We start from the raw sequence: 24960 nt of genomic DNA, 5'->3' as shown, positions 1-24960 counted from the left end.
CGGCCGATCATGAGCGAATCGTGAGCGTCACCTGTCGCCCTTCCGCCTCCGCCGCGACCGGACCGGCGCGAGCCGCAGCACGAACACCGCACCCCCGCCCGGCCGGGCACGCACGGTCAGGCCGCCCCGATGAGCGCGGGCCACCCGGCCCACCAGGGAGAGGCCGATGCCCGTACCGCCGCCCGGCGAGCGGAACCGCTCCATCAACTCCGGCAGCCGCCCGGGCTCCACCCCCACACCCCGGTCGGCGACCGAGACCTCCGGTCCGCGCACGGCCACGAGCACCTCGGCCCCGCCCGCCTCCCCGGGCGTACGGCCATGGCGTACGGCGTTGTCGAGCAGGTTGCGCACGGCCACCCGTACCAGCGCCGCGTCCGCCGCGACCACCGACTCCTCCAGCCGCAGCTCCACCCGGTGCCCGCCCTCCGGCAGCTCGGCGCACACCTCCTCCACGAGCTGGTCCAGCCGCAGCGGCTCCGCCCGTACGGAGTCCACGGCGGCCTCCAGCCGGCCCCGCGTCAGCAGGTTCTCCACCACCTGGTCCATCCGGTCCGCCGCCCGCCGGATCCTCGGCAGATGGGCCTCCGGCCCGCCGGTCCCGCGCTCGGCCATCTCCACCGAACCGCGCATCACCGCCACCGGAGTCCGCAGCTCGTGTGCCGCGTCGGCGAGCAGCCGCTCCTGCTGCTCCAGCGCCTGCCAGGCGGGCCGCATGGACCGCCCGGAGAGCAGGTGGCCGGTGAGCGCGGCCAGCGCACTGAGCGCGGCGCACCCGACGACGAGCGAGAGGACCAGACTGCGGTGCTCGGCCGACCCGTACGCCGGGTCCCCGACCGCGACCGCCGCGCCCGCCACCTCGTCGGTCGCGTCGTGCCAGAAGGGCACGGCCAGCAGCCGGACAGAACCGCCCGTTCGGTCGCGGGCCTCCTGACGCACGGTCTCCTCCGTACGCATCGCCGAACCCGCCGCCTGGGCGAACGCCGAGGCCGGTACGTCGAACTGCTGGACGCTGCCCCGGAACACCACGGCCGGACCGCCACCGGGCCGTTCCTCCAGGACCACGATCTGCGGTGTGCCGGCGGTCGCCTCGTCGTCGGCCAGGCCGTCGAGGCGGATGCGGTCGTCCTGGTAGTAGACGAGCGAGGCGGCGACGGCGGCCCGGCGGCGCATCTCGTCGTACTCGGCGGCCTCCCGGGACCGGTCGTCGGTGCGGATCACCAGCCAGGAGAGGCAGCTCAGCCCGGCGACGGTGATCAACGTGTACGCGGCGGTCAGCCGCAGCTGGAGCCGGCGCAGCCGCCTCCGGGCCGGAGAGCCGCGCCGCGCGGAGCCGGAGCCTCTCGTGCGCCTCACGCCGGGCCCATCAGGAACCCCTGGCCGCGCACGGTCCGCACGAGAGACGGACTGCCGAGCTTGCGCCGCACTCCGGCGATCACCGCGTCCACCACATTGGAGACCGGGTCGGCCATCTCGTCCCAGCAGTGCTCCAGCAGCGCCGTCCGCGTGACGACGCTGCCCTGGTGGACCAGGAGCTGCTGGAGCACGGCGTACTCCTTCGGGCTCAGCGAGAGCAGCACCCCGCCCCGCCGCACCTCACGCCGCGCCAGGTCCATCACCACATCGGCGCAGCTCAGGAAGGCGGGGAGCCGCTCGGCCGCCCGCCGGGTCAGGCTGCGCACCCGCAGGACCAGCTCACGCATCGCGAACGGCTTGGCCAGATAGTCGTCCGCCCCGCTCTCCAGCCCGCGCACCCGGTCGTCCAGGGCGTCCAGGGCGGTGAGGCAGAGCACGGGCACCGACCAGCCCGCTCGGCGCCTGCTCTCCAGCCGCGTGAGGGAGTCGCCGGAGGGCAGCATCCGGTCCAGGACCACACAGTCGTACGCGGTGACGTACAGCATCACGTCCGCCTCCGGCCAGTCGTCCGCACCGTCGACGGCGAACCCCGCCTCGCGCAGCCCCGCCGCGATCACGGCCCGCAGGTCGTCGTCGTCCTCCACCAGCAGCACGCGCAAGGAGACGCCTCCGGGTCACTCGGGGTGGCCCCCGGGCGCTCCGGGCCTGGGGGAGGGACCCGTCATCCTAAGCGTCCCCGTCGAGCGCCTCGGCCGCCTCCGCCACGACCGCCTCGGCCACGGTGGCGAGCGCCGGTGAGTCGAGTTTCCACTGCTGCCAGTACAGCGGGACGTCGATGTGCCGGTCCGGTGCGAGGACGACCAGGCGGCCGGTGTCCAGCAGCGGACGGGCATGGACATCGGGCAGCATGCCCCAGCCCATCCCCGCGGCCACGGCGTCCACGAACCCCTCCGACGTCGGTACGAAGTGGCGCCGCGCACCCGCCCGCCGACCGCACCCGAGCGCGCGGACGAAGGAGTCCTGGATGTCGTCGCGCCGGTCGAAGTCCACCACCGGCGCGTCCGCGATCAGCTCGCGCAACGGAGTCGCCGTACCGAGCCCGAGCCACCGCCCGGCGAAGGCCGCCGTCGCCACCGGCAGATAGCGCATCCGGCCCAGGCTCCGCACCGAACAGCCGGACACGGCCTCGGGCGAGGAGGTCACCGCCGCCATCACCAGCCCCTCGCGGAGCAGCGCGGCCGTATGGTCCTGGTCCTCCCGGCGCAGCTCGTAACAGATGCCCAGCTCCTCCGGTACGCGGCCGAGAGCCGGCAGGAACCAGGTCGCCAGCGAGTCGGAGTTCACCGCGACCGTCAGCCGCGTCGGCTCGCCGGGTCCGGACATCCCGAGCGCCGCCTGCGCGTCCTGCTCCAGCCGGGCCAGCTGCCGGGCGAAGCGGACCACGACCTCGCCGGACTCGGTGGGCCGTACCGGCTTCGTCCGCATCAGCAGCACCCGGCCGGTGCGCTGCTCGAGGGCCTTCACGCGCTGGCTGACCGCCGACGGCGTCACGTGCAGGGCGTGGGCCGCCGCGTCGAAGGTGCCTTCGTCGACGACGGCCAGCAGGGTCCGCACCTGATCGAGCGGTAGTTCCGACATCACAGCAGCTAATGATACGTAAGAATCATTAGCTGTACACAGAGGCCGGACCTCCCTAGCGTCTGCGTCATGACCAACGCCCTGACCACCGCGGCCGCCGGGTTCGGTACCGGCCTCTCCCTCATCGTCGCCATCGGCGCCCAGAACGCCCTGGTCCTGCGCCAGGGCGTCCGCCGGGAGGCCGTCCTCGCTGTGGTCGCCATCTGCGCCCTCTCCGACGCGGTCCTCATCACCCTCGGGGTCGCCGGCGTCGGCGCCGTCGTCGTGGCCTGGCCGTCCGCCCTGACCGTGGTCTCCCTGCTCGGCGGCGTCTTCCTGATCGGCTACGGCCTCCTCGCCGCGCGCCGGGCCTTCCGCCCGTCGGCCCTCCTCGCCCAGGACGCGCCTTCGGGGGCGAAGCGGGGCGTGGTGCTCGCCTGCCTCGCGATGACCTGGCTCAACCCGCACGTCTATCTCGACACGGTCTTCCTCCTGGGCTCCGTCGCCGCCGACCAGGGTCCGCAGCGCTGGACCTTCGGACTCGGCGCGGTCATCGCCAGCGTCTGCTGGTTCGCCGCCCTCGGCTTCGGCGCCCGGCTGCTCAGCGGGGTGCTCGGCCGTCCGTCGTCGTGGCGCGTGCTGGACGGACTGGTCGCCGCGATGATGATCGGCCTCGGTGCTCGACTGGCCCTGACCGCCTGACCGCCTGACCGCCTGACCGCCTTGAGGGAGTCAGTACGCGGGCGCCAGCCGGGCGAGGTGAGTGGTGCGCTGGGGGCTGAGGTCCAGGGCGGTGAGGATGGAGGGGGCGGCGATGCTGGGCAGGATGTGCCGCTGGAGCGTGATGTAACGCTGTTCCAGATCGCGGTAGTTGGTGAGCGTCTGGGAGACGGCCTGGATGCCGGTGAAGGCCGCGACATAGACATCGGCGGTCTCCGCGGGGTTGACGTGCGGCAGGAGTTCGCCGTTCTGTTTGGCTTGGGCGAGGAGGTCGTGGGTGGTCCGGTGCCAGCGAAGGAACGGGCCGGTGCGGTCCAGGCCCTGGGCCTGCTGGTCCATGGAGAGACGGACTCCGGCGCGGGTGAGGAGACTGGTGTGGAGGCGATGACTGAACAGCATCCCCATGTCCACCAGCTCCTGGAGCTTGAGGAGTTGGTCGGGAGCCGGCGGCGGGGGCTCCTGCGCCTCGATCACACCGAGCGCGAGCTCCTCCTTCGACGGGAAGTGGAAGTAGAGCGCGCCTTTCGTGACCCCGGCGATCTTGAGAATTTCGGTGATGGTGGCCGCTTGGTAACCGTACTTCTCGAAAATCTCGGCCGCTGCCATCAGGATTGCCTGGCGGGTACGGATCGCCCGGTCCTGCTTGGCCATCCCTGTCTCCTTCGTCGGGCTGTGCCGGTCGTGCGGCCGGACCGGCGGGGCGTCAGGCGATCTGTGGGCATAGAAAAAAAACCGCTTAGTCTGTATCTTATCAGCGCGTGTGCACCGCAGGAACGGCTCGCCCAACACATGACCCCTGGGGGGAGTTATGCCAGAAGCAGCAGTGTTGACCGGTCCTGCAGCGGCGTCGGCCGTGGGCTCGGAGGTCCGAGTGGTGCATCCGGTGGGAATGGAGCTGGTCCACAGGAGCAGGGCCGAGGACGCCTTTCCGCGCAACTGGCAGCGGCTGGGGCCGGATCGGTTCCACGTGGAGGCGGTGCTCCCGCACGACCATCCGTTCTTCGCTCCGGTGGGCGCCGACCGCCATGACCCGCTGCTGGTGACGGAGGCGATGCGGCAGGCGGCGATGCTGGCCTTCCACGCCGGGTACGGAGTCCCCGTCGGCCACCACTTCCTGATGGCGGATCTGGACTACGCGACCCGCCCCGAGTACCTGGTCGTGGGGGGCCTGCCCACCATCATCGACGTGGAGGTGACCTGCTCCGATCTCAAGTGGCGCGGTGGGAGGCCGGTTCAGGGCCGCGTGGACTGGGTGGTGCTCCGCGCGGGCCGGCTGGTCGCGACGGGCGTGGGCGTGACGAGGTTCACCAGTCCGCGGGTCTACCGGCGGATGCGCGGCGGATCGGCGGAGCCGGGCGTGGCGATACCGCGTACCGCGCCGGTCGACGCCGCCCGGGCGGGCCGTGACCGGGCCGAGGACGTGGTCCTCTCGGAGGGCTCCCGCGCCGGCCTGTGGGAGCTGCGCGTGGACACCCGGCATCCGACGCTCTTCCAGCGGCCCAACGACCATGTGCCGGGGATGCTGTTGCTGGAGGCGGCCCGGCAGGCGGCGTGCCTGGCCGCCGGGGACCGGGGGTTCGTCCCGGCCGAGGGGCGTACGCACTTCCACCGGTACGCGGAGTTCGGCAGCCCGTGCTCGATCGCCGCGGAGGTCGTGCGGAGCGTGTCGCCGGGCGAGGCGAGGATCCAGGTGACGGGCCGCCAGGACGGCGAGCCGGTCTTCGAGACGGTGCTGGCGGGCCCGGTCGGCGCGGGCTGAAGTCGCCTGCGCGGGAGCGTTGTTGCGGTTGGACGGCAACTTCATGACGGTGTGTGAGGAGTGCGTGGCGTGATTCTGGTGACAGGTGCGACCGGGACGGTGGGCGGCGAGGTCGCCCGTCTGCTGGCGGCCGACGGTCCGGTACGGATCCTGGCGAGGCGGCCGGAGCGGGTGATGGTGCGCGGGCCCGAAGTCGAAGTCGTGGCGGGGGAGTACGGGGACCGCGACTCGCTCGACCGGGCGCTGCGCGGGATCGACTCGGTGTTCCTCGTGACGAACAGCCCCACGGAGCCCGATGACGAGAGGGTCGCCGCCGCGTCCGCGGCGGCGGGCGTCCGCCACCTCGTGAAGCTGTCGATGATGGCGGTGGAGGAGCCGGACGCGGACGACTTCATCACCCGGCTCCAGCGGGGCAACGAACAGGTCATCAGGGAGTCCGGAGTGCCCTGGACGTTCATCCGGCCCAGGACCTTCATGTCCAACACGCTCTCCTGGGCCAAGGTCATCGCGTCGGACGGTGTGGTGCGCGCCCTCTACGGGCGCTCGCCGGTCGCGTGCGTGGACCCACGGGACATCGCGGCGGTGGCCGCCGCCGTCCTCACCGGTCAGGGCCACGAGGGGCAGGCGTACGCGGTGTCGGGCCCGGAGGCGATCACCGCGTACGAGCAGACGGCTCAGCTCTCCGACGTGCTCGGCCGGCCGCTGCGCTTCGAGGAACTCACCCTGGACCAGGCGCGCGAGGCGCTGCTCGCGCGGTATCCGCAGCCGGTGGCCGAGGCGTTCATGGAGAGCGCGGAGCGCCAGCGGGCCGGGGCCAAGGCGGCCGTGCTGCCCACCGTCGAGAAGTTGACGGGCCGCCCCGCCAGGACGTTCCGTACCTGGGCGGCGGACCACGCGGACTCTTTCGGCACGGCCGGCCCCACCGGATAGCGGCCGTCGCGCGGTCACGGAGGCCGTTCCGCGCATACGTTCCCCTGGAAATCAAACCGGTAAGTTGGTTTCATATTCCCCATGACGCTGCTTCACCGCTCCGGCGGAGAGCCCCCGGCCTCCGTGGCCCACGGCCCACGGCCCTTTCCCGTCCGTCTCTCCCTCCGGCGGAGGCCCCGGTGACCAAGCAGCTGCGCGCCGCGCGCACCCGCCAGGCCCTCATCCGCTCGGCGGCGATCGTGTTCGAGCAGCACGGGTACGGGCAGGCGCGGCTGGCCCTGATCAGCTCCGGCGCGGGCGTCAGCACGGGCGCCCTCCACTTCCACTTCGAGAACAAGGCCGCGGTCGCCCAGGCCGTGGTCGCGGAGGCGTCGCACAACCTGCTGGCGGTGTCCGGCACCATCCGCCGCAGCACGGGCACGGCACTGCAGACCCTGATCGACATCGCGCACGCCCTGGTGGACCTGCTCGGCCGCGATCCGGTGACCCGCGCCGGATTCCGGCTCAGCTACGACGGAGAGCGAGGCGGCGAACCGGGCCTGCCCGCACAATGGCAGCGGTGCGTGGGCGAGTTGCTGGACGAGGCGGCCGCCGCCGGCACCCTCGCGGACGGCGTCTCCCGTACGGACGTCACCGCCGCGACGGTGGCCGCGACCACCGGGTTCGAGGTGCTCGGACGCTGCGAGTCCCAGTGGCTCTCCGCACGGACACTCACCGGCTTCTGGCACCTCCTGCTGCCCTGCCTCGCCGCCCCGGAGACCCTGCCCCTGCTCGACCCGTCGGGCACCACCGCGGCGACGGAGGCCGTCACCGCGGGCCGGGCCGGACGCGAGACGTACGGCGTGGATACAGCCGCGCCGATCTGACCGCGCGGCTCAGCCCGCGCCCATCGAGCGGTACATGCCGATCGAGTCGTGCGCGGCGGTGTCGGTGAAGCCGAACTTCTCGTACAGGAAGCGCGCGGGCCCGTCCGCGATCAGTGAGACGTATGCGGTGGCGGGCGCCCGGCGTTCCAGCTCCTCGGTGAGCGCGGCCATGATGCGCCTGCCGAGGCCCCGGCCTTGGTGCGCGGGGTGCACGCAGATGTCGACCACCTGGAACGCGGTGCCGCCGTCGCCGATGATCCGCCCCATGCCGATCGGTTCGCCCTCGTGGTGGAGGACCACGCCGTGCCACGTGTTGGGCAGGGCGATCGCGACCGCCTCGGGCGCCTTGTCGGAGAGCCCGGCGTCGGTGCGCAGACGGCGGAACAGCTCGACGGACGGTACACCCACCCGGAGCTCGTAAGGGTCAGCAGTGTGCTCCATGCATTACACGATAGAGCAACGGCCGGGCCTATCCGGACTGGCCCCGCCCCGCCCTGCCGCCCACATCCGCCCGCCGGGCGTCCGCACCCCAGCTCGCCAGCAGCCGCAAGGCGTCGGCCGACGCCGAGCCCGGTTCCGCGTGGTAGGTGACCACGTACTGCTCCGGATCGTCCGGCAGGTGCAGCGTCTCGTACGACAGGGCCATCTCCCCGACCAGCGGATGCCGGATCAGCTTGGTGCCGTGGCCCTTCTCCTTCACGTTGTGCGTGGCCCACAGCCGCCTGAACTCGTCGTTCTTGACGGAGAGTTCACCCACCAGCGCGGAGAGCTGCGGATCGTCCGGGTGGCAGCCCGCGTACAGGCGCAGATAGCTGACCATGTCCGAGGCCTTGGAGTCCCACTCCACGAACAGGTCCCGGTAGGCGGGGGAGAGGAACACGAGCCGCGCCCAGTTGCGCTCCTCGGGCGGCAGCGCGCCCCAGTCGCCGAAGACCGCCGCGGCCATCGGGTTCCAGGCGAGGATGTCGGAGCGGGCGCCGGAGACGTACGCGGGAATGCCGTCCAGGCTGTCCAGCAGATGCAGCAGTCCGGTCCGCACCCGCTGCACCCGGGCCGGCCGGCGCTTCTTCTTGTGCTGCGCCGGCTTGGCCATGTGCGTCAGATGCGCGTGCTCCGCGTCGCTGAGCCGCAGCGCACGGGCGATCGCGTCGAGCACCTCGGCCGACACATTGCGCCCGTTGCCCTGTTCCAGCCGCGTGTAGTACGCCACCGAGACCCCGGCCAGCTGCGCCAGCTCCTCCCGCCGCAGCCCCGGCACCCGGCGGGCCCGCCCGAACTCCGGCAGCCCCACGTCCTGCGGCTGGAGCCGGGCCCGCCGGGTGCGCAGGAACTCGCTGAGCTCGGCGCGCCGGTCGAGCGGCTCGGGGGCGGAGGGGTCGGGTGAAACGTCCATGGCTCCCATTATTCCTGGTCGTACGCCGACGAGCCTGTCCCTGCCGGTGGTAGGACCACTGGACGTAGGCAAAGCGGTGACCTGGGTAAACGCTGCCGAGACGGTGATGCTGGGAGACGTTCCTACCGCATCACCCAGAGGAGAACCTCCGGCATGACCACCGTTGCCGCTTACGCCGCTCCCCGTGCCAAGGCCCCGCTGGAGCGCACCACGATCGAGCGCCGCCCGGTGGGCGAGTTCGACGTCCTGATCGACATCAAGTTCGCCGGTATCTGCCACTCCGACATCCACCAGGCCCGCGACGGCTGGGGCGAGGGCATCTTCCCCATGGTCCCCGGCCACGAGATCGCCGGGATCGTCACCGAGACCGGACCCGGCGTCACCAAGTTCACGGTCGGCGACCGTGTCGGCGTCGGCTGCATGGTCGACTCCTGCGGACAGTGCGACGCCTGCCGGATGGGCCGCGAGCAGCACTGCGCCGAAGGGAACACCCAGACGTACAACGCCATCGACCGCAGCGGCGAACCCACGTACGGCGGCTACTCGACGCACGTCGTCGTGACCGAGGGCTTCGTCGTCGGTATCCCCGAGGGCATCGCGCTGGACGAGGCCGCGCCGCTGCTCTGCGCCGGCATCACCACGTACTCGCCGCTCCGCCGCTGGGGCGCGGGCCCGGGCAAGAAGGTCGCGGTCATCGGTCTCGGCGGCCTCGGCCACATGGCCGTCAAGATCGCGCACACCCTCGGCGCCGAGGTCACGGTCCTCTCGCAGTCGCTGCGCAAGAAGGACGACGGGCTCAAGCTGGGCGCGGACCACTACTACGCGACCAGTGACCCGAAGACCTTCGAGGAGCTGGCCGGAACCTTCGACATCATCCTCTCCACGGTCTCGGCCCCGCTGGACTTCGGCGCCTACCTCGCGCTGCTGCGGACGGACGGCACCCTGGTCAACGTGGGCGCGCCCGAGGAGCCGATCTCGCTCAACCTCTTCTCGCTGATCGGCGGCAACAAGTCGCTGGCGGGCTCGGCGATCGGCGGGATCGCGGAGACCCAGGAGATGCTGGACTTCTGCGCCGTGCACGGCCTCGGCGCGGAGATCGAGGTCATCGCGGCGGACCAGGTCAACGAGGCGTACGAGCGGGTCCTCGCAAGCGACGTCCGCTACCGCTTCGTGATCGACACCGCGACCATCTGAGCGATCTGTCCAGCAGTTGTACGCCGTGTGCCCCGGACCCTTTCAAGGGTCCGGGGCACACGGCGTACAGGGCTCATGCGGAAGGCACGACCGAGCGCCGTGCCGCTTCCAGGACGGCCGTCAGGAGCCCCGGGAAGCGGGTTTCCAGGTCGTCCTCGCGCAGCCTGCTCATGCGGGAGGTGCCCTCGTAGTGCTGGCGGATGACGCCCGCCTCGCGCAGCACCTTGAAGTGGTGGGTGGTGGTGGACTTGCTGACCGGGAGGTCGAAGGCGATGCAGGCCATGTCCGCGTGCCCGTCCGCCAGTTCGCGCACGATGGTCAGCCGGATGGGGTCGGCCAGCGCGTGCAGCACGCCTTCCAGGCGGATCTCTTCCGCGGAGGGATGGGCGAGCCGGCGCCCGGACGGGGCGGCGGCATCGGGCTCGGTGGTGGGCATGGGCGGCCTCCTCAGGTCTCGCACCTCTAAAGTACGAACATCCTCGTAGTTTGACAACTGCCGTACTACGAGGGCTATCGTACTGGTCATGGCGGTCCCGCCCTCCAGCGGCGGCGGGACGGCCACTCCGTGCCCCGACCCATCGAGGAGACGTTCCGGTGAGTGCTCTGTTCACGCCCCTGACCCTGCGGTCCCTGGAGATCCCCAACCGCGTGTGGATGTCCCCGATGTGCATGTACATCGCCGCCTCGCACGGCCCCGAGGCCGGGGTGCCGACGGACTTCCACCTCACCCACCTGGCCTCCCGCGCCGCCGGAGGCGCCGGGCTCGTGATGGCCGAGGCCACCGGCGTCCGCCCGGACGGCCGGATCAGCCCGTGGGACCTCGGCCTGTGGAACGACCGCCAGCAGGAGGCCTTCACCCGCATCGCCGCGACGATCACCTCCCACGGCTCGGTCCCCGCCATCCAGCTCGCCCACGCCGGCCGCAAGGCCTCCACCCAGCAGCCCTGGAACGGCGGCGGCCCGGTCGCCGAGAGCGACGGCGGCTGGCAGCCCGTGGCCCCCAGCGCCGTCGCGTTCGACGGCCTGCCCGTCCCGCACGAGCTGACCGAGGACGAGATCCAGCAGCTGGTACGCGACTTCGCCGCGGCCGCCGAGCGCGCGCTCGCCGCCGGATTCCGGGTCGTCGAGATCCACGGCGCCCACGGCTACCTGATCAACTCCTTCCTCTCCCCGGCCGCCAACCACCGCACCGACGCCTACGGCGGCAGCTGGGAGAACCGGCTGCGCTTCCCGCTCCAGGTGGTCGACGCCGTCCGCGCGGTCTGGCCCGACGACCTGCCCGTCCTCTTCCGCACCTCGGCCACCGACTGGCTGACCGAGAACGACGGGGACCCGCGCGAGGGCTGGACCGGCGACGACACCGTCCGCCTCGCCAAGGAGCTCACCGCCCACGGCGTCGACCTGCTCGACGTCTCCACCGGGGGTCTCGTCCGCGACGCACAGATCTCCGCCCGCCCCGGCTACCAGGTGCCCTTCGCCGCACAGGTACGGCAGGCCACCGGCATACCCACCTCCGCGGTCGGCCTGATCCTGGAGCCCGCCCAGGCCGAGGAGATCGTCGCCTCGGGCCAGGCCGACGCCGTCATGCTCGGCCGTGAGCTGCTGCGCGACCCGTACTGGGCCCACCGCGCCGCCGACGCCCTCGGCGCCGAGCCCCGCTGGCCCGACTCGTACGGCTACGCCGTGGTGCGCCGCCGCACCGCCGAGAAGGAGCCGGCCAAGGCCTGACCGACCGCCCGGGCCCGTCCGCCATCCCGAGCGGGCGGCCCGGTCCGGGCCGACAATGGCGGATGTGACCCCCACCGGGCAGGAGAGGGCGACCATCCTCCGCCGGGCCGTCCGGGTCGCCGTCGCGGCGAGCGCCGGGTTCTACCCGCTGCTGTACGGCGCCGGGCTCCCGGTCATGGCGCTGTACGCCCTCTTCGCCCCCATCGCCGTCGGCCTGCTCTCACCGATCCCCGGCTCCGGCCGCCAGCGGGTCTCCGTGATGCTGCGGGCGCTGCCGTGGGCCCTGGCCCTGGCGACCCTGGGCACACTGCTCGCGGTGGACACCTGGGCTGCCGTCGGCGGCATGCTCACGGTCGGGTTCCTGCTGGCGTTCGCGGCGGTGGGCGGCCCGCGCCCGGCGGGCGTCGCGCCGGGCCTCCACCTCTTCTACATCCTCGCCTGCTTCCCGCCGTACGCCCCCGACACCCTCGGCCAGCGTCTGGCCGGGCTGGCCATCGGCGTCCTGGCACTCGCGGCCTGCGAACTCCTGCTGGCCGACCCGCCCGCCGCCTCCTACCGGGAACGCCTCGCCCGCGCGCTCGGCGAGGCGGCCCGCGCGGCCGCGCCCGGCGGCGTACCCCCTCACGAGCTCCGCGAAGCGGGCGCGCGGCTGCGGCTGGCGTCCGTACCACCGGCCGAGCGCCCGGCCGGCGCGGGACGGACGGACCGCGCGCTGGAGCAGGGCGGCCGCGCGGTCCGCCGACTCCTGGACCAGCTGGCCACGCTCGCCGAGACACCACCGACGGCCGCCGACCCCGCCTCCGCCGATCTTCTGGACCGGGTCTCCGCGCTGTGCACCGATTGCGCCCGCTTCCTGCGCACCGGGACCGGTCCACCGGAGGCCGGTGCGCTGGAGGAGGCGATGCGCCGCTTCCAGGCGGGGCGCGTACGGCTGGCCTCCGGGCCGCCCGGCGAGCGGCCGCCGGTCGCGGTCCTGCGCCGGCAGTCGCGGGTGCTGGCGCTGGCCGAGTCGGCGCGGATGGTCGAGATCACCGCCGACATCGCCGTCCACGGCCACCCCACCGAGCCCGCCGTCCCGCGCCGGCTGTTCTGGTACGCGGAGCTGTCCACGCCGAGACTCTGGGCCCGGCGGGTCACCGGCAACGTGACGTTCCGGTCGGTGCTGTTCCAGAACGCCCTGCGGACCGCGCTCGGACTCGCGGCGGCCCGCGCGGTCGCCGGCGCCCTGGACCTGTCCCACGGCTTCTGGGTGCTGCTCGCCGTCCTGACCCTGGGGCGGACGACGGCCGGCGCGACCTGGCGGGCGGTCCGGCTGGCGGTGGCCGGGAACGCGGCCGGGGCGCTCGCGGCGGGAGCGCTCCTGATCGGACTGGGCCCGCACACCGACGCGTACGCCGTTCTGCTCGCTCCGGTGATGCTGGCGGCGTTCGCCCTGGGACCGCTGCTGGGCATCCCGTACGCGCAAGGGCTGTTCACGCTGGTCGTCGCCACCGCGTTCGCCCAGATCGAACCGGTCACCTGGCGGCTCTCCGAGGCGCGGATGGTCGACGTCGTCACCGGCAGCGTGATCGGCCTGCTGTGCGGGCTCCTCGCCTGGCCGGCCGGGGCCCGGCGGGAGGTCCACCGGGCCATGGCGGAGCTGCTGCGGACGTGCGCCCCGCTGGTGCCGGTGACGGTGGACGCGCTGCTGGCGCCGCCGGGCGGTTCGCGGGCCTCGCCGCAGACCCTGCCGGGCGTCCACCGGCTGCGCCTCGCCGAGGCGGCGTACGCGCAGTACCGCACCGAGGCACCCGGAGAGGACACCCGTACCGACTGGCACGCGATGCTCATCGCGGCCAACCACATGCTCCTCGGCGCCCACTGGCTGCCCCGCTTCGGCCTCCGCCCCGGACCCGACACGAGCGCCCCGGCCGCCGCCCAAGCCCGGACCACCGCGCGGGAGCTGGTCACGGAGACGGACCGGATCGCCGCCCGGCTGACCGGCGGCGACCCGGAGCCCGTACGGCGACGGGCCGGACCGGACGGCTGTCCGCCGACGCCGCTCTCGGTCGACCTGGAGGTGTGGATGACGAGCCTGGCCGAGCAGCTCACCCGGATCGACGCGTCACTGACCCCGCCGCCGTCCAGGCCGAGTCCTCGCTGACCTCGCCGCGCGGCTCGTGACCGGCCCGCCCGGCTCCGGCGGCCCGCCCGGCCCGGACGGTCCGGTCACGGCGTCGCCGCATCGAACAGCACGCCCGGATTGAGGATCCCGGCCGGATCGAGGGCCTGCTTGGCGGCCCGCAGCGCGAGCGCGAACGGCTCCGGCCGCTGCCGGTCGTAGCCGGGCCGGTGGTCGCGGCCGACCGCGTGGTGGTGCGTGACGGTCGCCCCTTGCTCGCCGAGCGTCTCCATGGCGGCGGCCTTGATCTCGTCCCACATCGCCACCTCCGCGCCGCGCCGGCCGGGTGCGATCACCGTGAAATAGGGCGCGGGACCGTCCGGGTAGACGTGCGTGAAGCGGCAGTTGATCAGGCCGGACGCACCGGTCACCTTCCGTACGGCCGCCCCGACGTCCCGGTGCACCGCCTCGTACAGCTCCGGGAACCGGTCCCAGGTGCAGGCCGTCTCGAACGTCTCGCTGATCACGCTCATCCGGGCCATACCGTCGCGGAGGTACGGCATGCGCAGGAACGCCGAACGCCAGGTGCCGGCCGCCGAGTCGCCGTCGGCGGACGCCTCCTCCACCGGTGAGCCGCCGTGGCTCCGGGCCAGGTCGACGAGTTCGGCGAGCCGGCCGTCCACCGGGCCGTGCGCCGACTCCACGCCCAGCACCAGCACGCTTCCGCCGCCCGCCGCCACACCCGACAGGGCCGCCTCGCCCGGGTCGAGCAGACGGCAGTTGGCCGGGTGCAGGCCCGACTGCGCGATGGCCCGGACGGCCTCCACGGCGTCGGGGAACCGCTCGAACACCACCGAGGCCGAGGCTTTGTGGGACGGGCGGTCCTGGAGCCGCATCCACGCCTCCGTGATGATCCCGAGCGTCCCCTCCGAGCCGAGGAACAGCCGGTCGGGCGAGGGTCCGGCCCCGGAACCCGGCACCCGTAGCGACTGGCTCACCCCCGAGGGCGTGACGACGCGCAGGGATTCCGTGAGGTCGTCGATGTGCGTGTGGAGGGTGGCGTAATGGCCGCCGGCGCGGGTGGCGAGCCAGCCGCCGAGGGTCGAGAACGCGAAGCTCTGCGGGAAGTGGCGCAACGTCAGCCCGTGCGGCCGCAGTTGCGCCTCCAGGCCGGGGCCGAGGACACCGGCCTGGATCCGGGCGGCGCGGCTGACCCGGTCGATCTCCAGGACCCGGTCCAGCCCGGACAGGTCCAGCGAGAGGACGCCGGAATGGTCCCCGGCCCGGTACTCGACGCCACCGACGACCGAACTCCCCGCCCCGTACGGCACCACGGCGACGTCCGCTCCGGCGGCCCAGTCGAGCAGCTCCACCACATCGCGCTCGTCCCGAGGACGGCCCACCAGGTCCGGAGCGGCCGCCATGTCCCCGTACAGCGCGCGGACCACGTCCCGGAAGGCCTTGCCGTAGGTGTGGGCCGCACGGTCGGCCGGGTCGGCGGAGAGGAGCGGGGCCAGTGCGGCGGGCGCGCTCACCCGGGGCGCCGGCAGCTCCAGCGAGGCGATCGACGGAACGGGCAGCGGCGACCGGGCCGCGCCCGGGACCAGCGCGGCGAGCGAGGCGCACTCCGCGTCGGGGAGGGCCTGGTCGATGGTGCCCCAGCCCCACCAGGACCGGGCGCCGGTGCTGTCGGGCTGCGGAGGAGGGGAGGAGGAGTGGTCCGTCACGGGATATGACCTTCCAGTAATTTACCTCTGGGTAATTTACTGGAACGTATAGTCATGACCATGAACACGGCAAGAGGTTCGTCACCTTCCGCCCGACCCGTGAGCAAGGCCCGTCCCGGCGCCGGGACCAAGGGCATTCCGCGCGCGCGACGCGAGGAGCAGATCCTCGCCGCGGCCATGGACGAGTTCGGCCGCCACGGCCACGCGGCGGCCTCGATGGCCGAGATCGCCCGGCGCGTGGGCGTGACCAAGCCGATGCTCTACACCTACTTCGGTTCCAAGGACGGCCTCTACCTCGCCTGCCTGGAGCGCGTCGCGCCCCGGCTCGTCGCCGCGATCGAGGAGGCCATGGCGGACGGGCGGCCCGGGGCGGAGACGCCTCACCGCGTGCTGAGCGCCGTCTTCGGTGTCCTGGAGGAGCAGCGGGGTGCCTGGTCCGTGCTGTACGACCGGACGCTGAAGCCCGGAACCGACCTGCACGCCGCCGCGGACCGGCACCGGCGGACCATCGACGACCTCGCCGCGTCCGGAACGGCGGACCTGCTGCGCGGACACGGCAACGAGGACCCGCTGGACGCCGACGCGCTGAAGTACGTGTGGACCGGCACGGTCGGCGCGCTCGTCGGCTGGTGGACCCACCACCCCGACCAGTCGGCGCACGACATGGCGGCGCGCTGCGCCCGGCTGCTGACGGCGATCCGGGGCTGAGAGCTTCCTGAGTACGCGATCGGGCCCCGCCGAAAGGACGACGGGGCCCGACATGAGCGTGCGGTCGACAGGTCAGCCGGTCAGCGCGAACGACTGGGCGGCAGACCCGCTGCACGGCTGCTGCGAGAGCCGAGCCCCGTTGGCCGTCGAGGAGCTGTCGACGGTGAGGCACTTGCCGCTGTGGCGGGCGACGAAGCGGTAGCGGCCGTTGGCGGCCAGCGGTTCGGGCCGCCACTGCTGGTTCGTCGAGCCCACGTAGGACCAGAGGTGGACCTTGGTGCCGTCGGCCGTCGCACCGGCCCCGCCGGCCACGTCCCACACCTTCCCGTTGTGGCGGTTCACCACCTGGTAGTGGCCGCCGCTGGTCGGCCGGAACTGCCAGCCCTGGTTGGCCCCGGTCCCGCACGCCCACTGCTGCAGCGCGGTCCCGTCACCGGTGCCCCAGTCGGCGGCGTCCAGGCAGGCCCCGCTGTTGGTGTTCTGCACCCGGTACCAGGCGGCCGGGTCGATGGAACCGGCCGGAGGCTCCGTCGTACCGCCGTCGCCGTTCCAGGTGAAGGTGGCGACGGCACCGGCGGGCAGGGTGTACGCGAGGGACCTGCCGTTGTCCGTCAGCGAGAACCGCTGCGCACCGGAGGCGGTGTTGACGACGACGGCCGCGCGGGTGCCGTCCGGGTTCTGGAAGGCGACGTTCTGCACGCCCCCGGCGCCTTGGCTGGTGGAGCCGATACGGGTCGCGCCCGGCTTGATGAACTTGGTGACATGGCCCAGGACGTAGAACTCGGCGTTCCGGGTGACCTGGCCGCCGGCGATCTCGACGATCCCGTTGCAGCGGTTGGTGCAGTGCCCCTGGTGCGGGCCGCCGTTCTGGTCCAGGGCCAGGTTCCAGTTGACGACCGTCTCGCCGCCGTTGCGCATGTTCTGTACGACGAGGTTCTCGGCGTGCCACTTGAGGGTGTCGCCGAACGTCGTGGCGGGGTTGGCGCTGTCGGTGCCGGAGCACTCGGTGAAGAAGACCCGCTTCCCGGCGTTGACGATCTGCTGCTGCGCCGCCGGGGCTCCGCCGTAGCAGTGGAAGGCCGCGCCGATGATGCGCTGGATGTTGCCCGTGCGCGCGAAGACGTCGAGCGGGTAGTTCGGGTGGTCCCAGTTGTGGTCGTAGGCCAGCAGGTTGGTGGGGAGGCCGGCGGCGGTCAGCGTGCGGTCCAGGACCTGGAAGAAGTCCGCCTGCTGCGTGGCGGTCATGCTCATGGACGGGTAACTGGTCGCGAACTCCGGCTCGTTCTGCGCGGTGAGGTCGGTGAGCGTGATGCCCTCCTGCCCGTACGCCCGGATCGCCTTGACGAGGTAGTCGGCGTACGCCTGGTAGTGCTCGGTCCTCAGGCTGCCGCCGTTGAGGGAGTTGTTGGTCTTCATCCAGGCCGGCGGAGACCAGGGCGAGCCCATGAACCGGATGGACGGGTTGATCGCGGTGGCCTGCTTCAGGACCGGGATGATCTGCGCCCGGTCCCGGTCGATGGAGAAGGAGCCCCGGTTGTCCTCGTAGGTGTACGGGTTGGAGTTCGCGTCGAAGTCGGTGCTGCCGAGCGGCTGGCGCAGGTAGTTGAGCCCGATGCCGTCCCCGTCCGTGGAGAACAGCGACCTGAGCAGCGTGGTGCGCTGCGCCTGCGGGAGGCTCTGGATGAGGTGGGCGGAGGCGCCGGTCACCGAGGCGCCCGCGCCGGTGAACTTCTGGCCCTTGCTGTTCGCGTCGATCCGGATGTCGACGCCTTGCGGCGTGCCGGTGAACGGAACGCTTCCGTCGGCGGTGAGCTTCTTGCCGCCGTCGGTGGTGGTGACCCAGACCTGGGCGACCGGGTCGGCGGCCTGCGCGGTGGTGACGGTGGCGTTGACGCCGAGTCCGGCGACGGCCATGACGAGCGCGGCGCCTGCCGCGCGTGCTCTGAGGCGCAGGGGGCGGGGATGAGGCATGTGCGGCTCTCCTTCGGTCGGTACGTGAACGCATGGGGGGCGACGACATGGAGCGGAGGGGCAACGGCATGAAACCACACTCACTAAGTGGTTAGTAAGTAGTCGGTCATGGTGTTCTGCCGCGCCTCCGGGACGACCGGAGATCCGGGCCGGGCCGCCGTCCCGGGCAGGCTTAAGCTGGCCCGGTGAGCAACCAGTCAGCGGGGAACCAGTCAGTGGGCAGGCCGGCGGGCCCGTCGTCGGGCAGGCCGGCGCGCCGCCCGGCCAAGCCCCGTACGCCACGCAGTCCGGAAGCCCAGCAGCGGCAGCAGGACATCCTGTCCATCGCCATGGACACCTTCGCCGCCCGCGGCTACAACAACGCCTCACTGGCCGAGATCGCCGACCGGGTCGGTGTCACGCAGGCGGGCGTCCTGCACTACTTCCGCTCCAAGGCGCTGCTCCTCACCAGCGTCCTGGAGCTGCGCGACCGGGCCGACATCGAACAGCTCGGCCCGGACCGCCCGCAGGGACTGGAGTTCCTGCGCCACCTGGTGAACACCGCGCTCCGCAACGCCGAGCGCGAAGGGATCGTCCGGCTGTACGCGGTCCTCTCGGCCGAGTCCGTCACCGACGACCACCCGGCCCAGGAGTACTTCCGCGACCGCTACGACGGCCTCCGCGTCTTCGTCGCCGACGCCTTGCGCGAGGCGTGCGAACTCCCGGCCGACCGCGCGGAGACGACCGCGAACGCGGCCAACGCCGTCATCGCGGTCATGGACGGTCTCCAGGTGCAGTGGCTGCTGTCACCGGACTCCGTGGACATGGCCGCCTCGACGGACCTCGTGGTCACGTCCCTCCTCGCCACGCTGGCGCCCGAGCGCTTCGGCCCGGCCGCCCGCCGCTGACCGTTCCGTACGCTCACGCCTGTCGGCGTTGTCACCCGTTTCCCGGCCGCGCACGGCCAACTGGCCGTACGATGCGAGAGCTTCGGTGGATCCGGAGCGACAACTGAATGCGTGCGCGACTGGGGGAAGCCGGTGGGAATCCGGCGCTGACCTGCAACCGTGTGCGGCCCGCCGGGCCGCGAGTCGGACAGCCCGGCGCGTTACGTGTACCGCTTCCCCTGTCATGGTCTGCAGTGCGAAGCCCCGCGGCTCCGACCGGCTGCGCGTACGCCGCCGAGACACGCGGACGGACGCGGTGCCGGCGGTCGGGTCCCGGTGCGGCACGGCAGGCCGTCCGTACCGGAAAGGCACACCCGTGCATCTGACATCCGCCCGCCGCGCCCTCGTCGTCACGGCCGCCCTCGGCCTCGCTCTCGCCTCCGCACCCGCTGTCGCCCAGCCGCAGGCCCCGGCCGCTTCCACGAACGCCCCGGTGAAGGTCACGCTGACGGTGAAGGGGCCGGACGGGCGCCTGTTCAAGGGAAAGATCAAGACCAAGGGGCATGACGTGACCACCGCCACCGGTGGCACGCACCGCTGCGACGGCACCAACGGCGGGGCCAACCCGACCGCCGTTCCCACGCCGACCGCCGCCCTCGACGACGCCGCGCGGAAGAGACACTTCACCTGGGACGGCACCTGGTACGCGTCGTTCGACGACTTCTCCGTCGACACGATAAAGAACGTCAGCGGCGGGGGAGCGGCCTACTGGAACATCGCCGTCAACGGCACCTCGATCCCGGTCGGCGGCTGCCAGTTCAAGCTGAACGCCGGGGACAAGGTCGCGTTCACCTGGACCGCCTTCTAGGGCACTCGGGCCCGGGCCGAACCAGGCCCGGGCCCGTCGACAGCTGGGTGTCCAGCGCCTCCAGGAGCCAGTCATGGGCCGTCCCGGGCGTCGGCTCCCGGTTGCCGTCGGGAGCGCCGAGCACCTCGGCCGTCAGCTCCCAGTACCGGTCGATGCGCGGATCGGCCGCCAGCTGAGCGGCGAGCCGGCGGCGGAATCCGGGAGTGTCGCGGGTGCCGTACGTGCTCGCGTACGCGTCCACGAACCCGTCCAGGGCCTCACCCGGGCGCGGCCCGCCGCCCCGCCGCATCTCTACGCCCGCCAGGTCGTACGCCGTCGCGAGACCCGCGTACAGCACGGCCGACTCACGCGCCCCGGCAGCGCTGTGCGCCCTGGGCTGGCACGGGCCGCCCGCGCTCCCTCCGCACGGCCGGGTCACGAAGGCGTACAGCCGGGCGAAGGCGAGCACCTGATCCGGGCGGGGGGCGTCGGGCGGCTGCACCACCGCCACCTCCAGGAACGCCCCGACGGACCGGGCGGGCATCCGGGCGGGCAGCCACGCACGCCAGAACCGGACCAGAGCGGCGGTGCTCGGCGGAGCGGCCACCGCACCCACCAGGCGCAGCCGGGCGGGCCGCTCCTCCGGCGGGCAGTCCCGTACGAGCTGGAGCGCGGCCTCCCGCCAGCGCAGGGCCCTGAGCTCGGACCCCAGCGCGCGCAACCGGCCGTCGACCGCCGCCTCCAGCGCATCGGCCGCGTCCCCGGCGTCCTGCTCGTCGAGGACCCGCCGTACGTCGGCGACCGGCAGGCCGAGACCGCGCAGCGAGCGGATCAGGCCCAGCCGCTCCACGGCCTCCGGGGCGTACCTGCGGTGCCCGCCCGCACTGCGGGACGCCTCCGGCAGCAGCCCGCCGTCCGAGTAGAAGCGGACGGTCTTGACGGTGACGCCCGCGTACTCGGCCAGCTCACCGATCGTGCGGAGACCGTCGTGCGACGAGAACACTTGAACCTCCCTCAGGGGGAGTTCCTACGGTACCGGCGAGCGCTGCCGGCGGATCGGGCCGGTGCGCGGGAGAGCGTGTGACGAGGAGGAACCATGACCGTATTCATCCTGGTGGCGGGGGCGTTCACCGGCCCGTACGTATGGCGGGACACGGCCGCGCGACTGACCGCGCAGGGCGCCGAGGTGCGTACGGTGGCGCTCACCGGACTCGGCGGGCGCCCCGCCGCTCCCGGCGAGGCCGTCGACCTGGAGACGCACATCGCGGACGTGCTCGCGGTGATCGACTCGGTGGGGGTGGGGAGCGGCGGCGACATCGTGCTCGTCGGCCACGATTACGGCATCCACCCGGCGCTGGGCGCGGCGGACCGGCGGGCGCGGTCGATCGCCCGGATCGTCCACCTGGACTCCGGGCTGCCGCAGGACGGTGTCCCGGCCCTGGCCGCGGTGCCCGACCAGCGCCTGCGCGAGGAGCTCACCGAGGACGGGGGAGGGGGAGCGGGAGGGGGCGCGCAGGCCGGTGAACTCCCGCCGCCCGCCCGGGACGCCTGGTCCCGCTGGGGAAGCACCGCCGGACTCTCCGAGGCGGCCCTCGACGGTCTCACCGCCCTCGCGGCACCGCAGCCCCTGGGCACACTCCTCCAGCCGCTGCGGCTCACCGGCGCCGTGGCGACGGTCCCCGTGACCGGGGTGCTGTGCACGGGCAACGGGCCGGGCATCGAGCTGGTCCAGCTGATGGTCGACCTCGGCGAACCCGCGATCCAGGCCCTCGCCGACCCCCGGGTGACCTTCTTCGAACTGCCCACGGGCCACTGGCCGATGCTGTCCTGCCCCCTCGAACTGGCCGAGGTCCTGGCCGAGGCGGCGGCCGGCCGGGGCCACCGGCTGAAGCCCGCCGACGCCGCCGAACCGCCCCCGCATCTGCGCCCGTTCCTCCTCGACGTACCCGAACGCCCCCGCGAACGGACCGGTAACACCGACCTGTACCTGCCCGAGGGACCGGGGCCGCACCCGGCCGTGGTGTTCGTCCACGGCGGCCCCGTACCCGCCGGGGTGCGGCCGACGCCCCGGGACTGGCCGACTTTCACGGGGTACGCGCGGTACGTCGCCGGGCACGGAGCCGTGGCCGCGACCGTGGACCACCGGCTGCACGCCCTGACCGACTACGAGCGGGCCGCCGAGGACGTGGCCGCGGCGGTGGAACGGGTACGGGCCGACCCCCGGGTCGACGCGGACCGGATCGCCCTGTGGTTCTTCTCCGGCGGCGGCCCCCTCGCCGCGGACTGGCTGGCCGCGCCCCCGGCCTGGCTGCGCTGCCTGGCCGCCAACTACCCGATCCTGGCCCCGCTGCCGAGCTGGGGGGTGGAGGACGCCCGCTTCCACCCGGTGCGGGCGGTCGCCCGGGCGGGGACGCTTCCGGTCGTGCTGGTCCGGGCGGGCCGCGAGATGGCCGAGATCGCCGCGACCGTGGAGGAGTTCCTGACCGCGGCGAGGCGCTGCGGGGCCGACGTCGAGGTGGTCGACGTACCGGAAGGGCGCCACGGTTTCGAGACCCTCGGCCCGACGGACGAGGCACGCGACGCCGTACGCCGGGCGGTCGAGGCGGTGCTGGCCCGCCTCAATCTCTGACCGCCTGATCCTCTGACCGCCTGGATCGCGGGATTACTCGATGACCAGCTCCACGTCGATGTTGCCCCGGGTCGCCTTGGAGTACGGGCAGTAGGCGTGGGTCGCCTCGACCAGCCGCTGCCCGACCTCGCCGCTGAGGGAGTCCGGCAGCTCCACGCGCATGACGACCGCGAGACCGAAGCCGTCGCCGTCCTTGCCGATGGAGACCTCGGCGGTCACGGAGACGTCCTTGGTGTCGAGCTTCATCTCGCGGGAGACCGAGGCCATCGCGCTGGCGAAGCAGGCCGCGTACCCGGCCGCGAAGAGCTGCTCGGGGTTGGTGCCCTTGCCGTTGCCGCCGAGGGCCGGGGGCAGCGCGAGCGGCAGATCGATCTGCCCGTCCGTGCTCACGGCACGGCCCTCGCGGCCGTTGGCGGTTGCGGCGGCGGTGTACAGCGCGTCCATGGGAATGACCCTCCTCGTCGGGACCGCGACCGGAGCGGTCGCGGTGACTGACTTGAATATGGCACGCAATTGAGTTGTGCACAACTCAATGGCGTGGCCGACGGTACGCTGGCTCCATGACGCCTGCTCCGAACGCCTCACCCGACCTCACCGCAGTGCCCGACGCGGAACTGCTGCGACTAGACCACCAGGTCTGCTTCTCGCTGCACGCCGCGTCGCGCGCGTTCGGCGGCTTCTACCGGCAGGCGCTCAAGGATCTCGGCCTCACCTATCCGCAGTACCTGGTCATGCTGGTGCTGTGGGAGGACGGTCCGCGCTCGGTCAAGGCCCTCGGCGAGCGGCTCCACCTGGATTCCGGGACCCTCTCGCCGCTCCTGAAGCGGCTGGAGGTGGCCGGGCTGGTCCGGCGTGAGCGCAGTCGCGAGGACGAGCGTTCCGTCCTCGTCGAGCTGACCGACGACGGCGTACGGCTGCGCGAACGCGCGCTGTCCGTCCCCAGGGGGGTGCTCGCCGCGACGGGTCTGTCGGTGGAGGAGGTTCTCGGGCTGCAGGAGGTTCTCGGCCGCCTCACCGCAACCTTGGGAGAAGCCCGCGTCTGACAGTTTGTCTTGTCATCCATGGAGTGTGACAGTTAAGCTTGTCGCATGGACGAAATGACGACCATCCCCACCCCGGCCAAGAACGACGCGAACTTCTGGACCGCGGTCATGACACCGGTGGAGCCCGCCTGGAGCGAGCCGGCCGATGACGCCACGTTCACCATGGACGAGAAGGTGCTCGACGCGGTCCGCGCGCTGGCCGAGCGGATCTCGACCCGTGCGCTCGCCTACCGCACCGCGGGCGAGCCGTTCGACCCCGCGCTCATGGCCGCTCCCGACATGCAACTGGCCACGCTCCGCGCGCTGTACGAGGCCAAGCGGTCCGTCGACCGGCTGGCCGAGAGCGCGGCCACCGCGGCCGGCCGCAGCGGCGCCAGCTACTCCCAGCTGGGTTCGGCCTGGGGCGGCATCAAGCGCCAGTCCGCCCGCCTCAAGTGGCCCCACGCGGTGGTCAAGAGGTCGGCCGGCGAGTCCGTCCCCCTCTCGTACGCGGGCGGCTCGGCCGTCATCCACCACGACCCGGGCCTGGACGCCTGGTGGTACACCGCCACGGCGGCCGACCGGCAGGAGGAGGAGTCCGAGGCCGTCCACGGCACCTCGGCCGAGGCCGTCGCCCGGGCGACCGAGTTCCTCCTGACCCATGCCCGGCCCGCCCGCCCGGAATCCGTATGACCGGCGCGGCGGGCGTCCGACGCGACGACAGCCCCGACGAACCCCGCCGGGAGCGCCTGGCCCGCACCTTCGACGAGGACGCCGAGCTGTACGACCGGGCCCGGCCCGGATATCCGCCGGAGCTGTACGACGGCCTCGCCGGGCTCGCCGGTGTCCGGCCCGGCAGCCACGTCCTGGAGGTGGGCTGCGGAACCGGCCAGGCGACGGTGGTGCTGGCCGCCCGCGGCTGCCGGATCACCGCGGTCGAGGCGGGCCCGCACATGGCCGCGATCGCCCGCCGCAATCTGGCCGCTGCCACGGAGGCGGAGGTGGTGACGGCACGGTTCGAGAGCTGGCCGCTGCCCTCGGAACCGTACGACGTGGTGGTCTCGGCGACCGCGTTCCACTGGATCGACCCGGCGGTGCGCGTGACGAAGGCCGCCGAGGCGCTGCGGCCCGGCGGGGCGCTCGCCGTGGTGCGGGGGCAGCATGTGAGGGGCGGCACCGAGGAGTTCTTCGCCGACGTCCAGCGCTGCTACGAGCGTTTCGACCCGGAGACACCACCCGGTCTGCGGCCTCCCGCCACGGCTGACGTCGACGCGTCGGACCACGTACGGGAGGTGGCGCTGAGCGGCCGGTTCGGCCCCACGGTCCTGCGCCGCTACGAGCAGGACCTCACCTTCACCACGTCCGGCTATCTGGAACTGCTGCGGACCTTCTCCGGCCACCGGGCGCTGCCGGAGGCGGCCAGGAACGGGCTGCTCGGGTGCGTCGCCGAGCTGATCGACGGCCGGTACGGAGGCAGCGTGACCAAGCGCTACCTCTTCGAGCTGGCGGTGTCGCACCGGCGTTGACGC

At 72.9% G+C, this 24960-nt stretch carries 25 protein-coding genes; 14 read left to right on the top strand and 11 right to left on the bottom strand.

Annotated features, from left to right (window positions below; genetic code table 11):
- Positions 1-27: 27 nt before the first annotated feature.
- From ACQP09_RS00270 to ACQP09_RS00260, 3 genes are all read right to left on the bottom strand, one after another.
- Positions 28-1353: a sensor histidine kinase gene (locus tag ACQP09_RS00270; protein ID WP_433394940.1), complete on the bottom strand. Its 1326-nt coding sequence runs from the start codon at positions 1351-1353 to the stop codon at positions 28-30.
- Positions 1350-2012, bottom strand: coding sequence for a response regulator transcription factor (locus ACQP09_RS00265; protein ID WP_433394939.1), 663 nt, complete (start codon positions 2010-2012; stop codon positions 1350-1352). The genes ACQP09_RS00270 and ACQP09_RS00265 overlap by 4 nt, the downstream gene beginning before the upstream one ends.
- A gap of 67 nt (positions 2013-2079) precedes the next feature.
- Positions 2080-2994: a LysR family transcriptional regulator ArgP gene (locus ACQP09_RS00260; protein ID WP_433394937.1), complete on the bottom strand. Its 915-nt coding sequence runs from the start codon at positions 2992-2994 to the stop codon at positions 2080-2082.
- 66 nt (positions 2995-3060) lie between these two features.
- Here ACQP09_RS00260 and ACQP09_RS00255 point away from each other — a divergent pair, with 66 nt between their 5' ends.
- On the top strand, positions 3061-3672 hold the full coding sequence (locus ACQP09_RS00255; RefSeq protein ID WP_433394935.1) for a LysE/ArgO family amino acid transporter: 612 nt from the start codon (positions 3061-3063) through the stop codon (positions 3670-3672).
- Positions 3673-3702: 30 nt separating this feature from the next.
- Here ACQP09_RS00255 and ACQP09_RS00250 read toward each other — a convergent pair whose 3' ends face one another.
- A complete protein-coding gene (locus ACQP09_RS00250) occupies positions 3703-4341 on the bottom strand; it encodes a ScbR family autoregulator-binding transcription factor (protein ID WP_433394933.1) in 639 nt (212 codons plus the stop codon).
- Between the two features lie 238 nt (positions 4342-4579).
- On the opposite strand from ACQP09_RS00250, the gene ACQP09_RS00245 reads away from it, so the two are divergent.
- From ACQP09_RS00245 to ACQP09_RS00235, 3 genes are all read left to right on the top strand, one after another.
- The gene (locus tag ACQP09_RS00245; RefSeq protein ID WP_433406437.1) at positions 4580-5449 is read left to right on the top strand and encodes a ScbA/BarX family gamma-butyrolactone biosynthesis protein; all 870 of its coding nucleotides are present in this window, start codon (positions 4580-4582) and stop codon (positions 5447-5449) included.
- Between the two features lie 69 nt (positions 5450-5518).
- Positions 5519-6379, top strand: a complete 861-nt coding sequence (locus ACQP09_RS00240; protein ID WP_433394931.1) for an SDR family oxidoreductase — start codon at positions 5519-5521, stop codon at positions 6377-6379.
- 179 nt (positions 6380-6558) lie between these two features.
- Positions 6559-7245 (top strand): ScbR family autoregulator-binding transcription factor, encoded by a 687-nt coding sequence (locus ACQP09_RS00235; protein WP_433394929.1) that lies wholly within the window; start codon positions 6559-6561, stop codon positions 7243-7245.
- A gap of 9 nt (positions 7246-7254) precedes the next feature.
- Here the strand turns inward: ACQP09_RS00235 and ACQP09_RS00230 are convergent, their stop codons facing one another.
- Entirely contained in the window at positions 7255-7686 is a 432-nt protein-coding gene (locus tag ACQP09_RS00230) for a GNAT family N-acetyltransferase (RefSeq protein ID WP_432150304.1), read from the bottom strand.
- Between the two features lie 28 nt (positions 7687-7714).
- Entirely contained in the window at positions 7715-8638 is a 924-nt protein-coding gene (locus ACQP09_RS00225; protein ID WP_433394926.1) for a helix-turn-helix domain-containing protein, read from the bottom strand.
- Between the two features lie 153 nt (positions 8639-8791).
- Between ACQP09_RS00225 and ACQP09_RS00220 the strand changes: the two genes are divergently transcribed.
- Positions 8792-9832, top strand: coding sequence for an NAD(P)-dependent alcohol dehydrogenase (locus ACQP09_RS00220; protein ID WP_433394925.1), 1041 nt, complete (start codon positions 8792-8794; stop codon positions 9830-9832).
- A 73-nt stretch (positions 9833-9905) separates the two neighbouring features.
- Here the strand turns inward: ACQP09_RS00220 and ACQP09_RS00215 are convergent, their stop codons facing one another.
- Positions 9906-10268: an ArsR/SmtB family transcription factor gene (locus ACQP09_RS00215; RefSeq protein ID WP_433394923.1), complete on the bottom strand. Its 363-nt coding sequence runs from the start codon at positions 10266-10268 to the stop codon at positions 9906-9908.
- Positions 10269-10426: 158 nt separating this feature from the next.
- Here ACQP09_RS00215 and ACQP09_RS00210 point away from each other — a divergent pair, with 158 nt between their 5' ends.
- Entirely contained in the window at positions 10427-11560 is a 1134-nt protein-coding gene (locus tag ACQP09_RS00210; RefSeq protein WP_433394921.1) for an NADH:flavin oxidoreductase/NADH oxidase, read from the top strand.
- A 55-nt stretch (positions 11561-11615) separates the two neighbouring features.
- Entirely contained in the window at positions 11616-13703 is a 2088-nt protein-coding gene (locus ACQP09_RS00205; RefSeq protein WP_433394920.1) for an FUSC family protein, read from the top strand.
- Between the two features lie 65 nt (positions 13704-13768).
- On the opposite strand, the gene ACQP09_RS00200 is transcribed toward ACQP09_RS00205, so the two are convergent.
- The gene (locus tag ACQP09_RS00200; protein WP_433394919.1) at positions 13769-15388 is read right to left on the bottom strand and encodes an FAD-binding oxidoreductase; all 1620 of its coding nucleotides are present in this window, start codon (positions 15386-15388) and stop codon (positions 13769-13771) included.
- 60 nt (positions 15389-15448) lie between these two features.
- Between ACQP09_RS00200 and ACQP09_RS00195 the strand changes: the two genes are divergently transcribed.
- Positions 15449-16096, top strand: coding sequence for a TetR/AcrR family transcriptional regulator (locus ACQP09_RS00195; protein WP_433394917.1), 648 nt, complete (start codon positions 15449-15451; stop codon positions 16094-16096).
- A gap of 72 nt (positions 16097-16168) precedes the next feature.
- On the opposite strand, the gene ACQP09_RS00190 is transcribed toward ACQP09_RS00195, so the two are convergent.
- Positions 16169-18067, bottom strand: coding sequence for an RICIN domain-containing protein (locus ACQP09_RS00190; protein ID WP_433394916.1), 1899 nt, complete (start codon positions 18065-18067; stop codon positions 16169-16171).
- A gap of 215 nt (positions 18068-18282) precedes the next feature.
- Between ACQP09_RS00190 and ACQP09_RS00185 the strand changes: the two genes are divergently transcribed.
- Together ACQP09_RS00185 and ACQP09_RS00180 are read left to right on the top strand one after the other, a co-directional pair.
- On the top strand, positions 18283-18954 hold the full coding sequence (locus ACQP09_RS00185) for a TetR/AcrR family transcriptional regulator (RefSeq protein WP_433406435.1): 672 nt from the start codon (positions 18283-18285) through the stop codon (positions 18952-18954).
- 355 nt (positions 18955-19309) lie between these two features.
- Complete coding sequence (locus tag ACQP09_RS00180; protein WP_433394914.1) at positions 19310-19801, top strand: DUF4430 domain-containing protein; 492 nt, start codon at positions 19310-19312, stop codon at positions 19799-19801.
- Here ACQP09_RS00180 and ACQP09_RS00175 read toward each other — a convergent pair.
- Complete coding sequence (locus tag ACQP09_RS00175; RefSeq protein ID WP_433394912.1) at positions 19782-20783, bottom strand: MerR family transcriptional regulator; 1002 nt, start codon at positions 20781-20783, stop codon at positions 19782-19784. The genes ACQP09_RS00180 and ACQP09_RS00175 overlap by 20 nt on opposite strands.
- 93 nt (positions 20784-20876) lie before the next feature.
- Between ACQP09_RS00175 and ACQP09_RS00170 the strand changes: the two genes are divergently transcribed.
- Positions 20877-22409 carry an alpha/beta fold hydrolase gene (locus tag ACQP09_RS00170; protein ID WP_433394911.1) on the top strand — a complete coding sequence of 511 codons (1533 nt, stop codon included), beginning with the start codon at positions 20877-20879 and terminating at the stop codon, positions 22407-22409.
- A gap of 33 nt (positions 22410-22442) precedes the next feature.
- Here ACQP09_RS00170 and ACQP09_RS00165 read toward each other — a convergent pair whose 3' ends face one another.
- Positions 22443-22853, bottom strand: a complete 411-nt coding sequence (locus ACQP09_RS00165) for an organic hydroperoxide resistance protein (RefSeq protein WP_432150317.1) — start codon at positions 22851-22853, stop codon at positions 22443-22445.
- 116 nt (positions 22854-22969) lie between these two features.
- On the opposite strand from ACQP09_RS00165, the gene ACQP09_RS00160 reads away from it, so the two are divergent.
- The 3 genes from ACQP09_RS00160 to ACQP09_RS00150 are packed head-to-tail and all read left to right on the top strand — an operon-like array spanning position 22970 to position 24957.
- Positions 22970-23452 carry a MarR family winged helix-turn-helix transcriptional regulator gene (locus tag ACQP09_RS00160; protein ID WP_433394910.1) on the top strand — a complete coding sequence of 161 codons (483 nt, stop codon included), beginning with the start codon at positions 22970-22972 and terminating at the stop codon, positions 23450-23452.
- Between the two features lie 45 nt (positions 23453-23497).
- Positions 23498-24124 (top strand): hypothetical protein, encoded by a 627-nt coding sequence (locus tag ACQP09_RS00155; RefSeq protein ID WP_433394908.1) that lies wholly within the window; start codon positions 23498-23500, stop codon positions 24122-24124.
- Entirely contained in the window at positions 24121-24957 is an 837-nt protein-coding gene (locus ACQP09_RS00150) for a class I SAM-dependent methyltransferase (protein WP_433394906.1), read from the top strand. The genes ACQP09_RS00155 and ACQP09_RS00150 overlap by 4 nt, the downstream gene beginning before the upstream one ends.
- Positions 24958-24960: the final 3 nt, after the last annotated feature.

The sequence above is a fragment of the Streptomyces sp. CA-146814 genome (assembly GCF_050942385.1).
Lineage (GTDB): Bacteria > Actinomycetota > Actinomycetes > Streptomycetales > Streptomycetaceae > Streptomyces.
The sequence above is the reverse complement of the archived record's forward strand: the minus strand, read 5'-3'. Positions and strand labels throughout refer to the sequence as shown.